The following is a 14,438-nucleotide window of genomic DNA, read 5'->3' as shown; positions in this document are numbered from 1 at the left end:
CATGCCACTCCGACTACCGGACCCCTACCCCCGCCCCTGCCGCCATCGGGCGCCACGAATTCCGCTTCCGTTCACTGCCGGGCAAACCGGTCCAGCGCCGCCAGCACCGCCCGGCTCGTCGCCGGACCGCCCAGATGCCCCGCACCGTCGATCACGGTCAGCTCCGCGTCCGGCCACGCCTTCGCCAGCTCCCACGCGGTGATCAGCGGCCCGCCCAGGTCGAACCGTCCGTGCACCAGCACACCCGGAATCCCCGTCAGCCGCCCCGCGTCCCGGATCAGCTGCCCCTCCACCAGCCAGGCGCCGTGCGAGAAGTAGTGCGAGCAGATCCGCACCAGCGCCTGCCGGTCCCGGCCGGGGCGCCCGCTGTACGGCGGCGGTCCGGTGTACGTCTCCTGGGAGAGCACCGCGTCCTCCCAGGCGCACCAGTCGGCCGTCGCCTTCTCCCGCACCCCGGCGTCGGGGCTCTCCATCCGCCGGGCGTACGCGGCGAGGACGTCCGGGGTCGCGTCCCCCTCGGCCTCCGGCACCCCGGCCCGGAACAGGTCCCAGGCCTCGGGGAAGATCTGGCCCGCGCCCCGGTACAGCCAGTCGATCTCGGAGCGCCGGGTCGTCGTGACGGCCGGGATCACGATCTCGGAGACCCGCTCCGGGTACTGCTCGGCGTACGCGAGGATCAGCGTCGAGCCCCAGGACCCGCCGTACAGGAGCCAGGTGTCGATCCCGAGGTGGCTGCGCAGCCGCTCCATGTCGGCGATCAGCCGGCCGGTCGTGTTGTACCGCATGTCGGCGGCCGGGTCGCTCGCGTGCGGGGTGGAGCGGCCGCAGCCCCGCTGGTCGAAGAGGACGACGCGGTAGCGGTCCGGGTCGAAGTACTGCCGGGGCCGCTCCCTGCACCCCGACCCCGGACCGCCGTGCACGACGAGTGCGGGTTTGCCGTCCGGGTTGCCGCACGCCTCCCAGTACACGAGGTTGCCCTCCCCGACATCGAGCATGCCGTGCTCGTACGGTTCGATCGGCGGGTACTTCTCGTCGGGCTTGCGGTCCATGGCGCGGTGGCTCCCTCGGCTCGGCGGGCAAAGGGGTCAGCTTATGGCGGGCGTAGCCTGATTGCCGTGAATTCCGAACCCCGGGCACTGGCCGTACTCGACGACCTGCTGACCGCCGCCGCCCACGACGACCGCGGTGCGCTGTGGCAACTGGCCGAGCAGGGCCGGGAGCTGGACGCCAATCTGGTACGTCTTCCGCCGGGCGCGGAGGTTGCCGAGCATCAGGAGGACGTCCTGGACGTCCTTCTCGTCGTCATCGCGGGCAGCGGCCGGGTCGTCGCCGGGGGCGACGCGCTGAACCTGACGCCTTCCAGCGTTGTCTGGCTGCCCCGTACCTCCCGCCGCGCCCTTGCCGCAGGACCGGACGGTCTGGCCTATTTGACCGTCCACCGCCGCCGCCCAGGCCTGACCATCAAGTCCTCGGTCGCGCCCCCGGCCGGATACGAGGGCGGCGATGCGCCCTGCATGCTGGACCGGGTCTGCCCCGGGTGCGGCCGGCTCTCGCAGGACCCGGAGCCGGTGTTCTGCAGCCGGTGCGGGGAGCGGTTCGCCGGTCACTGACCGCACGACTCGTCGCCGGCGGACGCGAACTTCCCTCGCTTCACTCCGGTCACCCACCCGTTCGCCGCGGCGTGGATGCCGAGCTGGAACCGGGTGCTCGCCCCGGCCCGTTCCATCAGGGCGTGCAGACGGCGCTGGAGCGTGCGGTAACTGAGTCCGGCCTGGCGGGCTATGGCCTCGTCCGGCAGCCCGGCGGTCAGCAGGCTGACGAGGAGCTGGTCCTGTTGGACAGGGCCTGGGGGGCGTCGCCCGCCTCGTCCTGCGTGCGGAGCGGCTGGGCGATCGCCCACAGGGCCTCGAACAGCGCGGACAGCGCGTCGAGGACCGCCGAGCGGTGCAGGACGACGAAGGACGGGCTCGGGTCCGGGCCCGAACCGGCGGTGCCATCCCCGTCCGGTCCGTCCCCGGCGGGCGCGGGAATACTGCCCGCGCCGAAGCAGTCGGCCCCGTCGATGCTGACGCTGATCACCGGTGACAAGGTCGCCGTGACGACCGGAGCCGACGGCAAGCAGGCCGTTGACGTCGTTGCCGCGACGGATGCGTCGAAGCACTTCCAGATCTCCAGCGGGCAGAACGGGGACCTCTACGTCATCCCCGAGGACGCGCTGAACGCCGTGTCCGCCCAGATCGTGGACCGCGAACTCTTCAACGTCACCCAGGCGTTGAAGGACGGCTACGGCGACGCGAAGACCGATGCCGTGCCGGCCATCGTCGACTTCCGGGGCAAGCCGTCCGCCACCGCCCTGCGACAGCAGGCCGAGGCTCTTCCCGGCGCGCCAAGGACGAACACACCATGCCCCGGCTCGGGCTGGCGGCAGTGCGCGTCGACAAGGGAAAGGCGAACGGTTTCTGGCGCACGGTCAGGCCTGCGGCCGGCAAGGCCAGGAGCGGATCGGGCGCGATGGTGCCCGGCACCGCCGGGGTGACCAAGCTCTGGTACGACGGCCGGGCCAAGGCCACCCTGGACCAGAGCGTGCCCCAGATCGGCGCCCCCGAGGCGTGGGCGAAGGGCTTCGACGGCAAGGGTACGAAGGTCGCGATCCTGGACACCGGCGCCGACCTGAACAACGCTGACATCAAGTCCCGTATCACCGCCACCCAGAGCTTCGTCTCCGGCGAGAGCGTGCAGGACGGCCACGGTCACGGTACGCACGTCGCCTCCACCATCGCGGGCAGCGGCGCCAACTCCGGCGGCAAGTACAAGGGCGTCGCTCCCGGAGCCGACCTCCTCATCGGCAAGGTGCTCGCCAACGCGGGCAGTGGCCCGGTGTCGGGGATCCTGGAGGGCATGGACTGGGCGGTCGCCCAGGGCGCCGACGTCGTCAGCATGAGCCTCGGAGCCAAGGCCGCCACCCCGCACGATGTACTCACCGACGCGGTGGACTCGCTCAGCGACTCCTCCGGCACCCTGTTCGTCATCGCGGCAGGCAACGATGGCAAGGGCGGCGAGTCGACACTCGGCAGCCCGGGCACCGCCGACGCCGCGCTCACCGTCGGCGCCGTCGACAAGTCCGACGCCCTGGCCGGCTGGGCGTCACGCTGGGCGGCAAGGTCCGCACGGAGTGGAACTTCGCCTCGGCGGCGCCGACCACCATGGCCGTCAAGGACTGCGAGAAGTACTCGCCCAAGCCCACCGCCTGCGAGTCCCTGCCGGTCGTCATGCTCGGCTACGACGTCCCCCTGGACATCCTCAACCAGGCACCGGCGGGCCGCCCGCACACCTTCACCGTGAACGCGGGCCGGCCCAAGGGCTGGTCCGGTTCCACCGCGATGGCGGGCGCCAAGGTCTCCGTCTCGTACGACGACGGCGCCACCTGGGAGAACGCCAAGATCAAGCGCAAGGACGACAACTCCTTCCAGGCGTCGGTACACCACCCGAAGGTGGCGGACACCAACGGGTACGTGACCCTGCGGACCGAGGTGTGGGACGCCGCGGGCAACCGCACCGTTCAGACCATCAGCCGGGCGTACGCGCTGAAGTAGGGTGCACGCCGAGATCCCTGAACCGGGGCCGCCGTCCTCCGCTCATCGCGGGGGGCGGCGGCCCGTTTCCGTACGGGCAGAAAACGACGGGGACATTAGCTCTCATACAGAGTTAAACTGGACAGATGGCGGCGGGTGATCTACCTGATGAGCTCGCCGGACTTCTGCCCCGTATCCAGAGGCTCGCCCGGCGACGGCTGTGGAGCGGCCTGTCGGCGCCCCGGCTGCGCGGGGCGCACGCCGAACTGCTGCGGCTGGTGGCCGACCGACCCGGCATCCGCATCTCCACGGCCGCACACAGCCTCTGTCTCGCGCCCAATTCGGTCAGCACCCTGGTGAACCACCTCGTCGCCGAAGGACTGCTGCGACGGGAGAAGGACCCCGGGGACGGGCGGGCCGCGCTGCTGTATCCGACCCCCGCAGGGGTCGGGAGGCTGAGCGACTGGCACGCCCGTCGCGAGGCGCTCTTCCGCGAACACCTGACCGGACTCGACGCGGCCGACCGGGCGGCACTCGCCGCCGCGCTCCCGGCCCTGCACAGACTCGCCGCCTCACTGCGAAGCGAAGGGGATGAGACCGCGTGACCATGGAAACCGCCCCCGCCCTCAACTGCACCGGTCTGAGCTACAGCTTCGGCGACGCGAAGGCCGTCGACGGCCTGGACCTGCTGGTCGGCCAGGGGGAGGTGTTCGGCCTCCTGGGGCCCAACGGCGCGGGCAAGACCACGACGATGCGCGCGATCACCACGCTCCTGCCCGTACCGCCCGGCGTCATCGAGGTGTTCGGCCATGACGCGGCCCGGCAGAAGATGGCCGTACGGCGCCTGCTCGGCTACGTACCGCAGCAGCTGTCGGCCGACGCGAGCCTCACCGGCCGGGAGAACGTCCAGCTCTTCGCCCGCGTCTACGACGTGCCCCGCCGTCAGCGCGCCGCGCGGGTCTCCCAGGCGCTGGACGCGGTCGGCCTCGGCGATGTCGCGCACCGGCTCGCCGCCACGTACTCCGGCGGCATGGTCCGCCGCCTCGAACTCGCGCAGGCCCTGGTCAGCGCGCCTCGGCTGATGATCCTGGACGAGCCGACCATCGGCCTGGACCCGATCGCACGGGACAGCGTCTGGGACCGCATCACCGAGATACGGGTGGGCACCGGCATGACCGTGCTGGTCACCACCCACTCCATGGACGAGGCCGACCAGCGCTGCGACCGGCTCGCGCTGATGCATCTCGGCAGACTCCGCGCGCTCGGCACCCCCGCCCAGCTCAAGAGCGAGCTCGTCGCCCACCGCCGGGAATCAGGGGAGACGGGCCTTCCATCACCGTCCCTGGAGGACGTCTTCCGCCACCACTCCGGAAGCGGACTGAACGACCCCGGCTCCGGCTCCGGCTCCGGTTCCGGTTCCGACGAAGGGAAAGGAGCGTTCCGAGATGTCCGCCGTACCCGTCGCACCGCATCCCGCCTCGGCTGAGTCCGTCCCGCCGGATCAGCGGTTCGCGTTGCTGCTGACCCCGCCGCCGCCCCGCACCGGCTGGCGCGTCGTACCCGCTCGCGTCACCGCGATGTGCGTCGTCGAACTGCAGAAACTGCGCCACGACCGCACCGAGATCTACACCCGCGCCGTCCAGCCCGCGCTCTGGCTGCTGATCTTCGGCGTGACGTTCTCCCGTATCCACGCCATCCCGACCGGCGGCGTCCCCTATCTCGACTTCCTGGCGCCGGGCATCATCGCCCAGTCCGCCATGTTCATCGCGATCTTCTACGGAATCATGATCATCTGGGAGCGGGACTCGGGCGTCCTCACCAAACTCATGGTCACGCCGACACCCCGGACGGCCCTGGTGACCGGCAAGGCCTTCGCCGCCGGGGTGAAGGCCGTGATCCAGGCGGCGGTCGTCATCGTGATCGCCGCGCTGATCGGTGTCGGCATGACCTGGAACCCGTTGCGGCTGCTCGGCGTGGTCGTGGTGGTCCTCCTCGCCTCGGCGTTCTTCTCCTGCCTGTCGATGTCGATCGCCGGGATCGTCCTGACCCGCGACCGGCTGATGGGCATCGGCCAGGCCATCACGATGCCGCTCTTCTTCGCCTCCAACGCGCTCTACCCGGTCGCCCTGATGCCCGGCTGGCTCCAGGCCGTCAGCAGGGTGAACCCGCTGAGCTACCAGGTCGACGCCCTGCGCGGACTGCTCATCGGCACCCAGGCCCACCTGGGCCTCGACCTTGCCGTCCTCGCGTTCGCGGCGCTGGCCGGCATCGTCGCCGCCGGTTCTCTGCTGGGCCGCCTGGCCCGTTGAGCACTACGGAGCCGTCCGGGTTCATCAGCTGTTCGGTGATCAGCTCGCCTCGTCGAGAGGGAGCAGCCAGGGGCGACCTCCTTCTACGGCAGCACCTCGTCGGCGCTGCGGGGCTCCGTGCGCTCTTGGCGATTGAGCTGGTGGCGCACGATGGAGGAGCGGCGGTAGACCTCCTTGCGTGCGCGCATGATGCTGCCGAGGGGCGCGTGCGCGGCGGTCACCCGCCACGGCGTGAAGGAGAGCGCGTCCATTCTTTTGAGGTTCTCCTCGTCGGAGATGTCCTGCTGCGGGAGGCGCAGCCTGGCCACCGTGACGAACGGGGAAAGCTGCTCGGGCCACTCGACGGTGACGTCCTCGACCGGCATCCGGTCCAGGCCGGTGCACAGCTGGACCTGGATGTCGAACGCGTAGGGCCGTTCCTGCAGCTCGGTGACCAGAGCGGGCCGGAACACCTCTGCCGCCGAGGTCAGGTCGATGGTGCGCCGGACCACCGCTTCGGCGAAGGCGGGGTCGGGGGCGATGCGCACCTTGGCGACGTGGTCGCCGTGCCGGACCGCGCCCATCGTCCAGTAGGTCGACAGCAGAACGTTCACCGAGGGCGGCTGCGACACCCTGAGGAACGCCAGGAACTCGTCCCACGCCCATTCGTCCTGCTCCAGGGTGCCCTTTCCCGTCACGAAGTCGCGGTAGAAGCGATGCCGACCGGGCGCACCCTGGGCGAAATAGGCGGGTGCTTCGAGGAAGAGTTCCTGGATGAACAGGTAATGCTCAACGGTGTTGCAGAAGAAGACCGGTGCGTTGATGAGGGCGTAGTCGAAGGTGCGGGTGTCGGGCTCGTCGTCCAGGAGGGTCGGACCGTCGATGTCGAAGATCTTGAGAGCCAGCCCGGTAGCACGGCCGAGCCGTGCGTCGGCTCCGGCATGCGGGGAGCCGTTGGAGAACCGCACGAGGGCATCGTGGCGTCCTGGCGTCGCGTAGATGCCCTGGGCGTACTCGGCGGGGAGCCGGTCGAGGATTTCGATTTCTCCTCTGACGAGCCCGTAACCCTTGGCGTGCGCGTCACGCACCGCGGCGCCGGTGCCTTCGGTCGTGACCGATTCGGTGATGTACCGCTCGGTCTTCCCGATCACTGTCCGCAGCTTGTCGTCGAAGTCGGGCTCAGCGGTTTCGACGTCCTGCGTGTAAGGGATGAACCGTGATGGCATGAATCGGCCGTTTCTCATCGGCAGCTCCGCTCGTGAGAGCGGCGCCTCGTACTCCGGGCCGACCCGTACGACGCCACATCGCTGCCTGCCGACAGGCGGGACGGTTGCGGGCCCAGGCCCTGGTCCTGGTCAGCGTAGGCACGGGTGGGCGGCTGCCGCGCGTCGAGGGCGGCCCGTCTCCGGTCGGCAGGGCGGCGCGAAGAACTGTCCGCAGGGCCGCTCGGACGTGGTCGTGGCTCGCTCCTCGTCGTCGGTGTCGCGCGGCCCGGCCGCCTGTGTCGCGCGGCCAGCTGATGCGGTCGATGATGACTGTTGAGAGGTTCTCCACGTGCTCGGCGAACCAAGGAGAGGCTCGCGGGGGCTGGAGAGGGCGACCGGTCCGGGCGCGGTCGGCCGGTTCGTCCCTGATCGCCGCCCGGAGGGCACCATGGGTAAAGTTCTCGGCGATGTCCTGGGCCTGGCGGCCGGCGTCGCGATCAGCCCGCTCCCGATCATCGCGATCATCCTTGTACTGGTCACGCCCCGAGGGCGGCTCAACGGGCTGCTGTTCACCGTCGGCTGGGTCGTGGGACTTTCGGTGCTGGGCGCGGTGATGCTGGTGATCGGCGGCCCCGGCGGCGCGTCCGCCCAGCATCATCCGGCCATCTGGGTGGGCGGCCTCGAGCTCGGGCTGGGACTGCTCCTTGTGCTGTTCGGTGCCCGGCAGTGGCGCCGGCGTCCCGCCCCCACCTCGGAGGCGCAGCTTCCGAAATGGATGGCCGCGATCGACCGCTTCACGCCGGTCAAGATCCTCGGCCTCGGGCTGGCCCTGTCGGCGGCCAATGTCAAAAACGCCTCGCTGACCATTGCGGCGGCTGCCTCCATCAGCTCGGCCGGCCTCCCTCCGGGGGAGCAGATCGCCTCACTGGCCGTCTTCGTGGTCATCGGTACCCTCGGACTGCTGACCCCGCTCGCAGTACTGCTGTTCACGGGGGAGCGGGCGACGGCCGTGCTCAGCGGCTGGAAGGACTGGACCGCCCGGCACAACGTCGCTGTGATGGCAGTCCTGTTCTTCGTACTCGGGGCGAAACTGCTCGGAGACGGCATCGGCATCCTCGTCTCCTGACCGCGGCATCTCCTGATCGGCGACCACGCACTGCTGGACTTCCCGTACGCCTATCCCGTGCGCGGCCGGTCGAACCAGATCGTCAGCAGCGTCGGTACGAGCCCCACCCAGAACAGCACCTGCGGAACACCCCGGTCCGTCCACGGCGCCGCCGCGATGGCCACCGCACACAACGTCCCCAGCACCGCCTGCACCAGCACCAGCCGCGCCCAGAACATCCGCCGCAACAACGACCGCACACTCAGCCACCCTACGGAGCGGGGCCGACAGCGGGTGACGCGGCCCTACTGCGCGGCGTAGGGGAGGAAGTCCGCCCAGGCGGCGGGGGAGAGGGCGAGAGCGGGGACGGTCAGGTCCTTGGAGTCACGGACGTGCACGGTCTCGGGGCACGTGGCGACCTCAACGCAGTTGCCGCTGTTTTCGCCGCTGTAGCTGCTCTTGAACCAATTGAGGCCGGTGTTCATAGCTCTTTCGCCACCTGCTCGATCACGTCTCTGGACTCTTCGGGGCTGAGGGCCTGCGCCCGCAGAATGCCATATTTCCCGAACAGGTTCCCCAACGCCGGTTGTTCGCTGATGAGGAAGTTGTGGTCCTGCACTTCGACGTAGGCGAGCTGACGCCGTTTCTTGGTCTCCAGCAGAACGAACGGGCCACTGAGACCGGCATGAGTCTGCCGACGTGGTGACATCACCTGCATCTGCACATGTCGAAGCGCCCCGACCTCCAGGATGTGGTCCAGCTGCTCCTTGTGCACCCGACGACCCCCGATGGGGCGGGTAAGAGCGGCGAGTTCCAGGACAAAGCCGATGTCCGGCACGGGCTTTCGGGACAGGAGCCTCTGGCGTGCCAAACGGGCCGCGACTCGGCCCTCGACCTTATCGTCGTCGACGGGTGGGTAGCCGCTGCCCAATACGGTGCGGGCGTAGCCCTCCGTCTGCAACATCCCGGGCACGACGTGAGTCTCGTACTCGTGTCTGGCGGATGCGGTGATCTCTTCCTCGGCGAACGGCTCGAACCAGGACGCCAGATAGCCGAACGTCACCCCCTCACCTGCGGCCGTCAGTGCACCTTGTGCACCCAACGCGCAGTCCGCCTCCGCGATGACTGGTCCTGGAGGTGACGGCCAGGGAGGGGTGAGGACGTGATCCAGGGACCCGGAGCGTGAGTTACAGGCCGCGGTAGACCTCGCCGCGGTGCGCGACGGCCAGCACCCACAGGATGAGCTGACCGTCTTCGACGGTGTACACGGCGCGGTAGTCGCCGATTCTCAGCCGCCACCTGTCCGAGTGCCCCTGGAGAGCTTTGATGTCAAAGGCTGCGGTATCTCCCGTATCCAGCGCCTTCTGGAGCTCGGTGAGGCGGAAGAGAATGCGGAGCGCCTCCTGACGAGGAATCTTCAGCAAGTCTCGTTGTGCGCGCGAAGTGAACCGCGTGACGTATCCCATGAGGTCAGGGCGCAGATCGGAGGAGAGCGGCCATCTCTTCCACGGAGACCGAACCGTTGAGGCCCTCGGACTCCGCCTCGTCGGCCAGTCGGTTGAGCCACTCTTCCTCGTACTGCTCGGCGACCTGCTTCAGGCGTCGGTATTCGTCGATATCGATCAGTACGGCTTCGCTCTTGCCGCGGCGGGTGATGACCGTCGGGGTCTCGTCCCGTCGCGCGCGGTCGATGACATCGGCGAGGTGACGGCGTACCTCTGCCATGGACTCAGTGACAGGCTCGCTCATGTAGCAAATGTATCGGATGTACATCTGTTGTGCGAGGGATGTGCGCGAAAGGGGGCAAGGCTCCCGCAGCCTGCGGTACGGTGATCGCGTCATAACGCTCTGTGTTGCACCTGCATGCAGGGCGGCCCCCGGGGGTGCTACCAACACCTCGCCGAGGGCCTTCACCACGAGTGGAATCGAGAGTCCACCGGGATGCTTCGGCATGCTATCGCGCCGTCTCGGCGCTACACGAAGGCTTCGCACGACGTCGTGCGCCATCCGCGTCTGGGTAGTGACGCGAAGGTTCTCCTCCTGCACGTGCAGGGGCTTCCCGAAGACCAGGCCGGGCAGGCGCTCAGTGAGCATGCGAGGAATCTCGGGATCACTGGGCGGGCGTACCAGAAGGCCAAGAAACAGCTGGTGGAGAACGGTTTCGTACATGAGCGGCGGCGGCAGGTGGGCCGGGGTCACTGGGCCACCGACCAGCTCTGCTCGAACGTCCCCCTCACGGCGGATCAGGCCCGACGGGTCCAGGACGGGCTGGTGGTGACGCCTGCGCCCCAGCCGAGTACGCGGGAACGGGCGGTCGGTCAGCCGGGGGTTCGGGCAGCCGGTGACTCACTACCGGTAGAAGAAGAACGTGAGAAGAACTATCCCCACCCACCCTCCGAAGCCGAGCCCGAGGCCGAGCCCGGTCCCGACAGCACCCCTGACCCCGAACTGAACGTGACGGAACGGCTCCTGCTGTCACTTCGCCACGCAACACCCCAGCTGCACCTGGGAGTCCGCGAGGCCCGGGGGCTCGCCGAGCTCGCCGCGGAGTGGATTCGGCGCGGCATCACGACCAACGACTTACGCCGGGCCCTGACCAGCGAACTGCCCCCGGACGGCGTGCGATCAGCGGTCGGATTCCTGCGCCACCGCCTCGTACAGAAACTGCCGGAACCCCCGGCACCCACCACTGCCCGCCCCGCGACACCACCCCGCGTCAGGGAGCTCGTCCCCTGCGCCGGTCCCGGCGAGGATCACGTCTTCCGGGCGGTGGGCGACGAAACGCACTGCGCTCCGTGCCGCCAGGAGGAGGCATGGGCCCTCCGGTCCGCCCGAGCAGCCGCGTACGCGCAGCAGCCTCCCCGCATTCCCTGGCGCGAACGGGTTGCCTCCCTCGCGGCGAAGTCGACCGAGACCGCTTGAAGGGCGATCGGCGGTCTTGCCATGGCTCGCGGATGAGAGTGCGGTGGCTGGAGTGACGACGGCATGGAGCCGCTCGGCCCGCTGCCCGGCGTCGGCGGAGGGGCGACGCCGGGCAGCGGACCTTTGCTTCCCGGCCGGGCTCGTGGCCCGGGTGGGGTGCCGCAACGGGTGTCGGTCCGGTCAGGCTTCGACAGCGGCCTGTTCGGGGGCGGGGGCCGCATCGTCCTTCGCGGTGTCGGACGCACTGCGGCGCACCGCCGGGATGACGAGGGCGATCGCCGCGGCGACCAGGGCGACGCCGCAGCCGATGATCAGGCCGGTGCGGAAGCCGCTCTCCGAGCTGAAGGTGTGGCCGCCCGCCGTGGTGGTCATCTGGGACAGGACCACGCCGATCACGGCCGCACCGATCGAGGTGCCGAGGGAACGCATCAGCGTGTTGAAGCCGTTGGCCGCAGCGGTCTCGGAGAGCGGCACGGAGCCCATGATCAGGGCCGGCATGGAGCCGTAGGCGAGACCCACACCGCTGTTGATGACCATGAGGGACAGCATCAGCCCCCAGGCGGAGCCCATGAGGACGAGAGAGAGGCCGTACCCGGCTGCCAGGACCAGGACGCCGCAGATCAGGGTGAACTTCGGGCCGCGGGCGTCGGTGAGCTTTCCGCCGAACGGAGAGACGATCATCATCATGACGCCGCCGGGGGCCATCCAGAGGCCCGCCGCCAGCATCGACTGGCCGAGACCGTAACCGGTGGCCTCGGGGAACTGGAGCAGCTGAGGCACGATCAGCATGCTGGCGTACATGCCGAAGCCGACGAAGATCGAGGCGACGTTGGTGATCAGCACGCGGGGGCGGGCCGTGGTGCGCAGGTCGACCAGCGGGTCACGGGTCCGCAGTTCCCACGCGCCCCAGGCCAGCAGCACGACGACGGCGGCGATGAACAGGCCGAGCGTCGTCACGGAGGTCCATCCCCACTCGGCGCCCTTGGAGACGGCGAGCAGCAGGCAGACCAGGCCGACGCCGAGGCCGAGCGCGCCGGGCGCGTCGAAACGCTGTCCCTTGGCGCTGGCCGGGACGTCCGGGATGAGGAACCAGATCAGGGTGGCGATGGCCACGGCCAGGACGGCGGAGCCCCAGAACAGCGCGCGCCAGTTCGCGTACTGCGCGACGGCCGAGGCGATCGGCAGGCCGAGGCCGCCGCCGATACCCATGGACGCGCTGACCAGGGCGATGGAGGAGCTGAGCTTCTCGGCGGGGACCACGTCGCGGAGCAGGGCGATGCCGAGCGGCACCATGCCCATGCCCATGCCCTGCAGGCCACGTCCGATGATCATGGGTACGACGGACGATGCGAGGGCGCAGACCACCGACCCCGCGATAAGGGGCACGGAACAGGCGAGGAGCATCCGGCGCTTGCCCAGCAGGTCGCCGAGGCGTCCGGTGACGGGCACGCACACCGCCCCCACCAGCAGGGTCACCGTGATCACCCAGGCGGTGTTCGCGGAGCTGGTGTGCAGGATCTGCGGCAGTTCGGCGATGAGCGGTGTGACCAGGGTCTGCATGATCGCGGCCACGATGCCGGCGAATGCCAGCGTGGCGATCACACCGTTCGCGCGGGTCGATGTTTGGGGGGCTCCCATACCGGGACTCCTCGGGTGGCTGTCGGGTATCGAATTGCATCGTACATGAACTATGCATAGCGCACATTGTGTGCGCTATGCATAATCGTGTGAGAGGATGGAGCGGGGCCGCTCCGAAATGAAACGTGCCGGCGGCCCGGCAAGGAGCGAGAGGCAGCGGTCGCATGGTCAGGGCTACGCAAGAGGTCGAGTACGAGCAGATGCTGCTCAGCCGCCATGGACTTCTGCATCACAGGAACGGCCGCCGCGAGGACAGCCGACTGGAGCGGAGCGCCTACATCCTGCTCAGCCGCATCCGTGTCCAGGGGCCGATGTCGATCGGTGAACTGAGCGACGCCTTCGGGCTCGACGCCTCGACCCTCAACCGGCAGACCGCCGCGGCGAAGCGCGCCGGTCTCGTGGAGCGCATACCCGATCCCGAGGGCGGTATGGCTCGCAAGTTCCGCATCACCGACGAGGGTGCGCGCATGCTCGACGACGAGCGGGAGCGCAATACGGACTCGCTGGACCAGATCATGTCCGACTGGTCCGAGGAGGACGTCTCGGCCTTCGCCGCGTACCTCAGGCGCTTCAACGCCGACATCGAGCGCCTGAGCGGACGCCGGTGGCCGCGCCCCTGATCCGCCCCGTCAGTGGCGGCAACCGCGCGGCAAGTCCTGGAGGCGGCGGCCGCGAGCGGCCCCGAGCCCGCCCGCACCCCACCTCGAACCGGACGTGACGCAAAGGGCCCCCAGTGCCACATCCCCACGGGCACTCCGGTCCGCCCGAGCCGTCGCGTACGGGGAACAGCCTTCCCACACCCCGGGCGTCGCCGGTCATACCCAGGTCTGACGCCGCAATCCAGGCCCTGGTCCGATGCCGTGGACGGGGCGGCCAGGACATGGTCGGCGGTATGACCACGCTGCCACGGAACACCGCCCCCGAATCCTTGCCCGCAGCAACCGCGACGGCTGCCGCTCCCGCTCGCGCCTCCACCGCCCTCGGCCGCATGCTCCCGGTGGAGGTCATGGAGGCCTTTCCGGGCCGCTGGGTGGGCGGCGTCGCCATGGTGCTGGGCCCGCTGCTCATGCTGGCCGGAGCCCTGGTGCGGGTACGCTCCGACTTCTTTTTTCCCGCTCAACTTGCCGCGTACGAACATGATCCCGGGCTGATGGCCACTTCGTACGCCCTCTTCGGCGCGGGCAATCTGCTGCTCTGGCCCGCCGTGGCCGTGCTTGCCGCCCGGATCGGAACCCGCAGTCCTGGCTGGGGCCTGTGGGGCGGAGTGCCGGCCATGTCCGGGCTGTTCGCCCGTACCTTTCACGCCGGAGCGGACCACATGGCTTTCCGGCTGACCGACGCCGAGGGCGCCGAGGCCGCCACCCGGGCCGTCTCCGAAACGTACGGTGCCTTCCAGATCTTCTCCGCGCTGAACCTCGCCATCCTGGCAGGCTGGCTGGTGCTCGCCCTCGGCGCCTGGCGCACCCGGACACTCGGCCCGGTACGCGCGTTCGCCCTCGCGCTGATGGCGGCCCTGCCGTTGGGTGTGCTCAAGGGCACCACCCCGCTGTCACTGGTGGCCCTCGTGGGGCTGACCGCCGCCCTGCTGCCGCTGGGCTTCGGACTGCTGCGGGAAGGCCCGCGGCCCAGCCGGGCCGCCGTTCTGCGCTGGGTGCCGCTGACGCTGGTCACACTGGTGCTGATGGTCTTGCTGGGACAGGCGGGCTGA

Annotated in this window: 20 protein-coding genes; 11 read left to right on the top strand and 9 right to left on the bottom strand. The window is 69.6% G+C overall.

All coding sequences use genetic code 11. The features are described 5' to 3' along the window. Positions 1–71: 71 nt before the first annotated feature. On the bottom strand, positions 72–1,049 hold the full coding sequence (gene pip, locus OG609_RS17835) for a prolyl aminopeptidase (protein ID WP_327273734.1): 978 nt from the start codon (positions 1,047–1,049) through the stop codon (positions 72–74). 66 nt (positions 1,050–1,115) lie between these two features. Here pip and OG609_RS17830 point away from each other — a divergent pair, with 66 nt between their 5' ends. Then, entirely contained in the window at positions 1,116–1,610 is a 495-nt protein-coding gene (locus OG609_RS17830; protein ID WP_327273733.1) for a cupin domain-containing protein, read from the top strand. Between the two features lie 196 nt (positions 1,611–1,806). On the opposite strand, the gene OG609_RS17825 is transcribed toward OG609_RS17830, so the two are convergent. Further along, on the bottom strand, positions 1,807–2,079 hold the full coding sequence (locus OG609_RS17825; RefSeq protein ID WP_327273732.1) for a hypothetical protein: 273 nt from the start codon (positions 2,077–2,079) through the stop codon (positions 1,807–1,809). Between OG609_RS17825 and OG609_RS17820 the strand changes: the two genes are divergently transcribed. The 6 genes from OG609_RS17820 (at position 2,063) to OG609_RS17795 (ending at position 5,881) form a co-directional block, all read left to right on the top strand. After that, on the top strand, positions 2,063–2,536 hold the full coding sequence (locus OG609_RS17820; protein ID WP_327273731.1) for a hypothetical protein: 474 nt from the start codon (positions 2,063–2,065) through the stop codon (positions 2,534–2,536). The two genes, OG609_RS17825 and OG609_RS17820, sit on opposite strands and share 17 nt — an antisense overlap. Then, entirely contained in the window at positions 2,512–3,342 is an 831-nt protein-coding gene (locus OG609_RS17815; RefSeq protein ID WP_327273730.1) for a S8 family peptidase, read from the top strand. Before OG609_RS17820 ends, OG609_RS17815 begins: the two co-directional genes overlap by 25 nt. Next, positions 3,339–3,593, top strand: coding sequence for a hypothetical protein (locus OG609_RS17810; RefSeq protein ID WP_327273729.1), 255 nt, complete (start codon positions 3,339–3,341; stop codon positions 3,591–3,593). Before OG609_RS17815 ends, OG609_RS17810 begins: the two co-directional genes overlap by 4 nt. 125 nt (positions 3,594–3,718) lie before the next feature. After that, the gene (locus OG609_RS17805) at positions 3,719–4,177 is read left to right on the top strand and encodes a MarR family winged helix-turn-helix transcriptional regulator (protein WP_327273728.1); all 459 of its coding nucleotides are present in this window, start codon (positions 3,719–3,721) and stop codon (positions 4,175–4,177) included. Positions 4,178–4,179: 2 nt separating this feature from the next. Beyond that, positions 4,180–5,058: an ABC transporter ATP-binding protein gene (locus OG609_RS17800; protein WP_327278094.1), complete on the top strand. Its 879-nt coding sequence runs from the start codon at positions 4,180–4,182 to the stop codon at positions 5,056–5,058. Beyond that, positions 5,018–5,881, top strand: coding sequence for an ABC transporter permease (locus OG609_RS17795; protein WP_189280934.1), 864 nt, complete (start codon positions 5,018–5,020; stop codon positions 5,879–5,881). Before OG609_RS17800 ends, OG609_RS17795 begins: the two co-directional genes overlap by 41 nt. An 83-nt stretch (positions 5,882–5,964) precedes the next feature. Here OG609_RS17795 and OG609_RS17790 read toward each other — a convergent pair whose 3' ends face one another. After that, positions 5,965–7,086, bottom strand: coding sequence for a catalase family protein (locus OG609_RS17790; protein ID WP_327273727.1), 1,122 nt, complete (start codon positions 7,084–7,086; stop codon positions 5,965–5,967). Positions 7,087–7,513: 427 nt separating this feature from the next. On the opposite strand from OG609_RS17790, the gene OG609_RS17785 reads away from it, so the two are divergent. After that, complete coding sequence (locus OG609_RS17785; RefSeq protein WP_327273726.1) at positions 7,514–8,191, top strand: GAP family protein; 678 nt, start codon at positions 7,514–7,516, stop codon at positions 8,189–8,191. A gap of 50 nt (positions 8,192–8,241) precedes the next feature. Here OG609_RS17785 and OG609_RS17780 read toward each other — a convergent pair whose 3' ends face one another. The 5 genes from OG609_RS17780 to OG609_RS17760 form a co-directional block, all read right to left on the bottom strand. Further along, positions 8,242–8,430, bottom strand: coding sequence for a hypothetical protein (locus OG609_RS17780; RefSeq protein ID WP_327273725.1), 189 nt, complete (start codon positions 8,428–8,430; stop codon positions 8,242–8,244). Between the two features lie 45 nt (positions 8,431–8,475). After that, positions 8,476–8,655, bottom strand: coding sequence for a DUF397 domain-containing protein (locus OG609_RS17775; protein WP_327273724.1), 180 nt, complete (start codon positions 8,653–8,655; stop codon positions 8,476–8,478). Further along, positions 8,652–9,233 carry a DUF5753 domain-containing protein gene (locus tag OG609_RS17770; RefSeq protein ID WP_327273723.1) on the bottom strand — a complete coding sequence of 194 codons (582 nt, stop codon included), beginning with the start codon at positions 9,231–9,233 and terminating at the stop codon, positions 8,652–8,654. Before OG609_RS17770 ends, OG609_RS17775 begins: the two co-directional genes overlap by 4 nt. Positions 9,234–9,357: 124 nt before the next feature. Beyond that, positions 9,358–9,636, bottom strand: coding sequence for a type II toxin-antitoxin system RelE family toxin (locus tag OG609_RS17765; RefSeq protein ID WP_327273722.1), 279 nt, complete (start codon positions 9,634–9,636; stop codon positions 9,358–9,360). 4 nt (positions 9,637–9,640) lie between these two features. Next, on the bottom strand, positions 9,641–9,919 hold the full coding sequence (locus tag OG609_RS17760) for a type II toxin-antitoxin system Phd/YefM family antitoxin (RefSeq protein ID WP_327273721.1): 279 nt from the start codon (positions 9,917–9,919) through the stop codon (positions 9,641–9,643). A 192-nt stretch (positions 9,920–10,111) separates the two neighbouring features. Between OG609_RS17760 and OG609_RS17755 the strand changes: the two genes are divergently transcribed. Continuing rightward, positions 10,112–11,092 (top strand): hypothetical protein, encoded by a 981-nt coding sequence (locus OG609_RS17755; protein WP_327273720.1) that lies wholly within the window; start codon positions 10,112–10,114, stop codon positions 11,090–11,092. Positions 11,093–11,272: 180 nt separating this feature from the next. Here OG609_RS17755 and OG609_RS17750 read toward each other — a convergent pair whose 3' ends face one another. Beyond that, the gene (locus tag OG609_RS17750; RefSeq protein ID WP_327273719.1) at positions 11,273–12,730 is read right to left on the bottom strand and encodes an MFS transporter; all 1,458 of its coding nucleotides are present in this window, start codon (positions 12,728–12,730) and stop codon (positions 11,273–11,275) included. A gap of 164 nt (positions 12,731–12,894) precedes the next feature. On the opposite strand from OG609_RS17750, the gene OG609_RS17745 reads away from it, so the two are divergent. Next, positions 12,895–13,350 (top strand): MarR family winged helix-turn-helix transcriptional regulator, encoded by a 456-nt coding sequence (locus OG609_RS17745; RefSeq protein WP_327273718.1) that lies wholly within the window; start codon positions 12,895–12,897, stop codon positions 13,348–13,350. A 272-nt stretch (positions 13,351–13,622) separates the two neighbouring features. Beyond that, on the top strand, positions 13,623–14,438 hold the full coding sequence (locus OG609_RS17740) for a hypothetical protein (protein ID WP_327273717.1): 816 nt from the start codon (positions 13,623–13,625) through the stop codon (positions 14,436–14,438).

This window comes from Streptomyces sp. NBC_01224, from assembly GCF_036002945.1.
GTDB lineage: Bacteria > Actinomycetota > Actinomycetes > Streptomycetales > Streptomycetaceae > Streptomyces.
The sequence above is the reverse complement of the archived record's forward strand: the minus strand, read 5'-3'. Positions and strand labels throughout refer to the sequence as shown.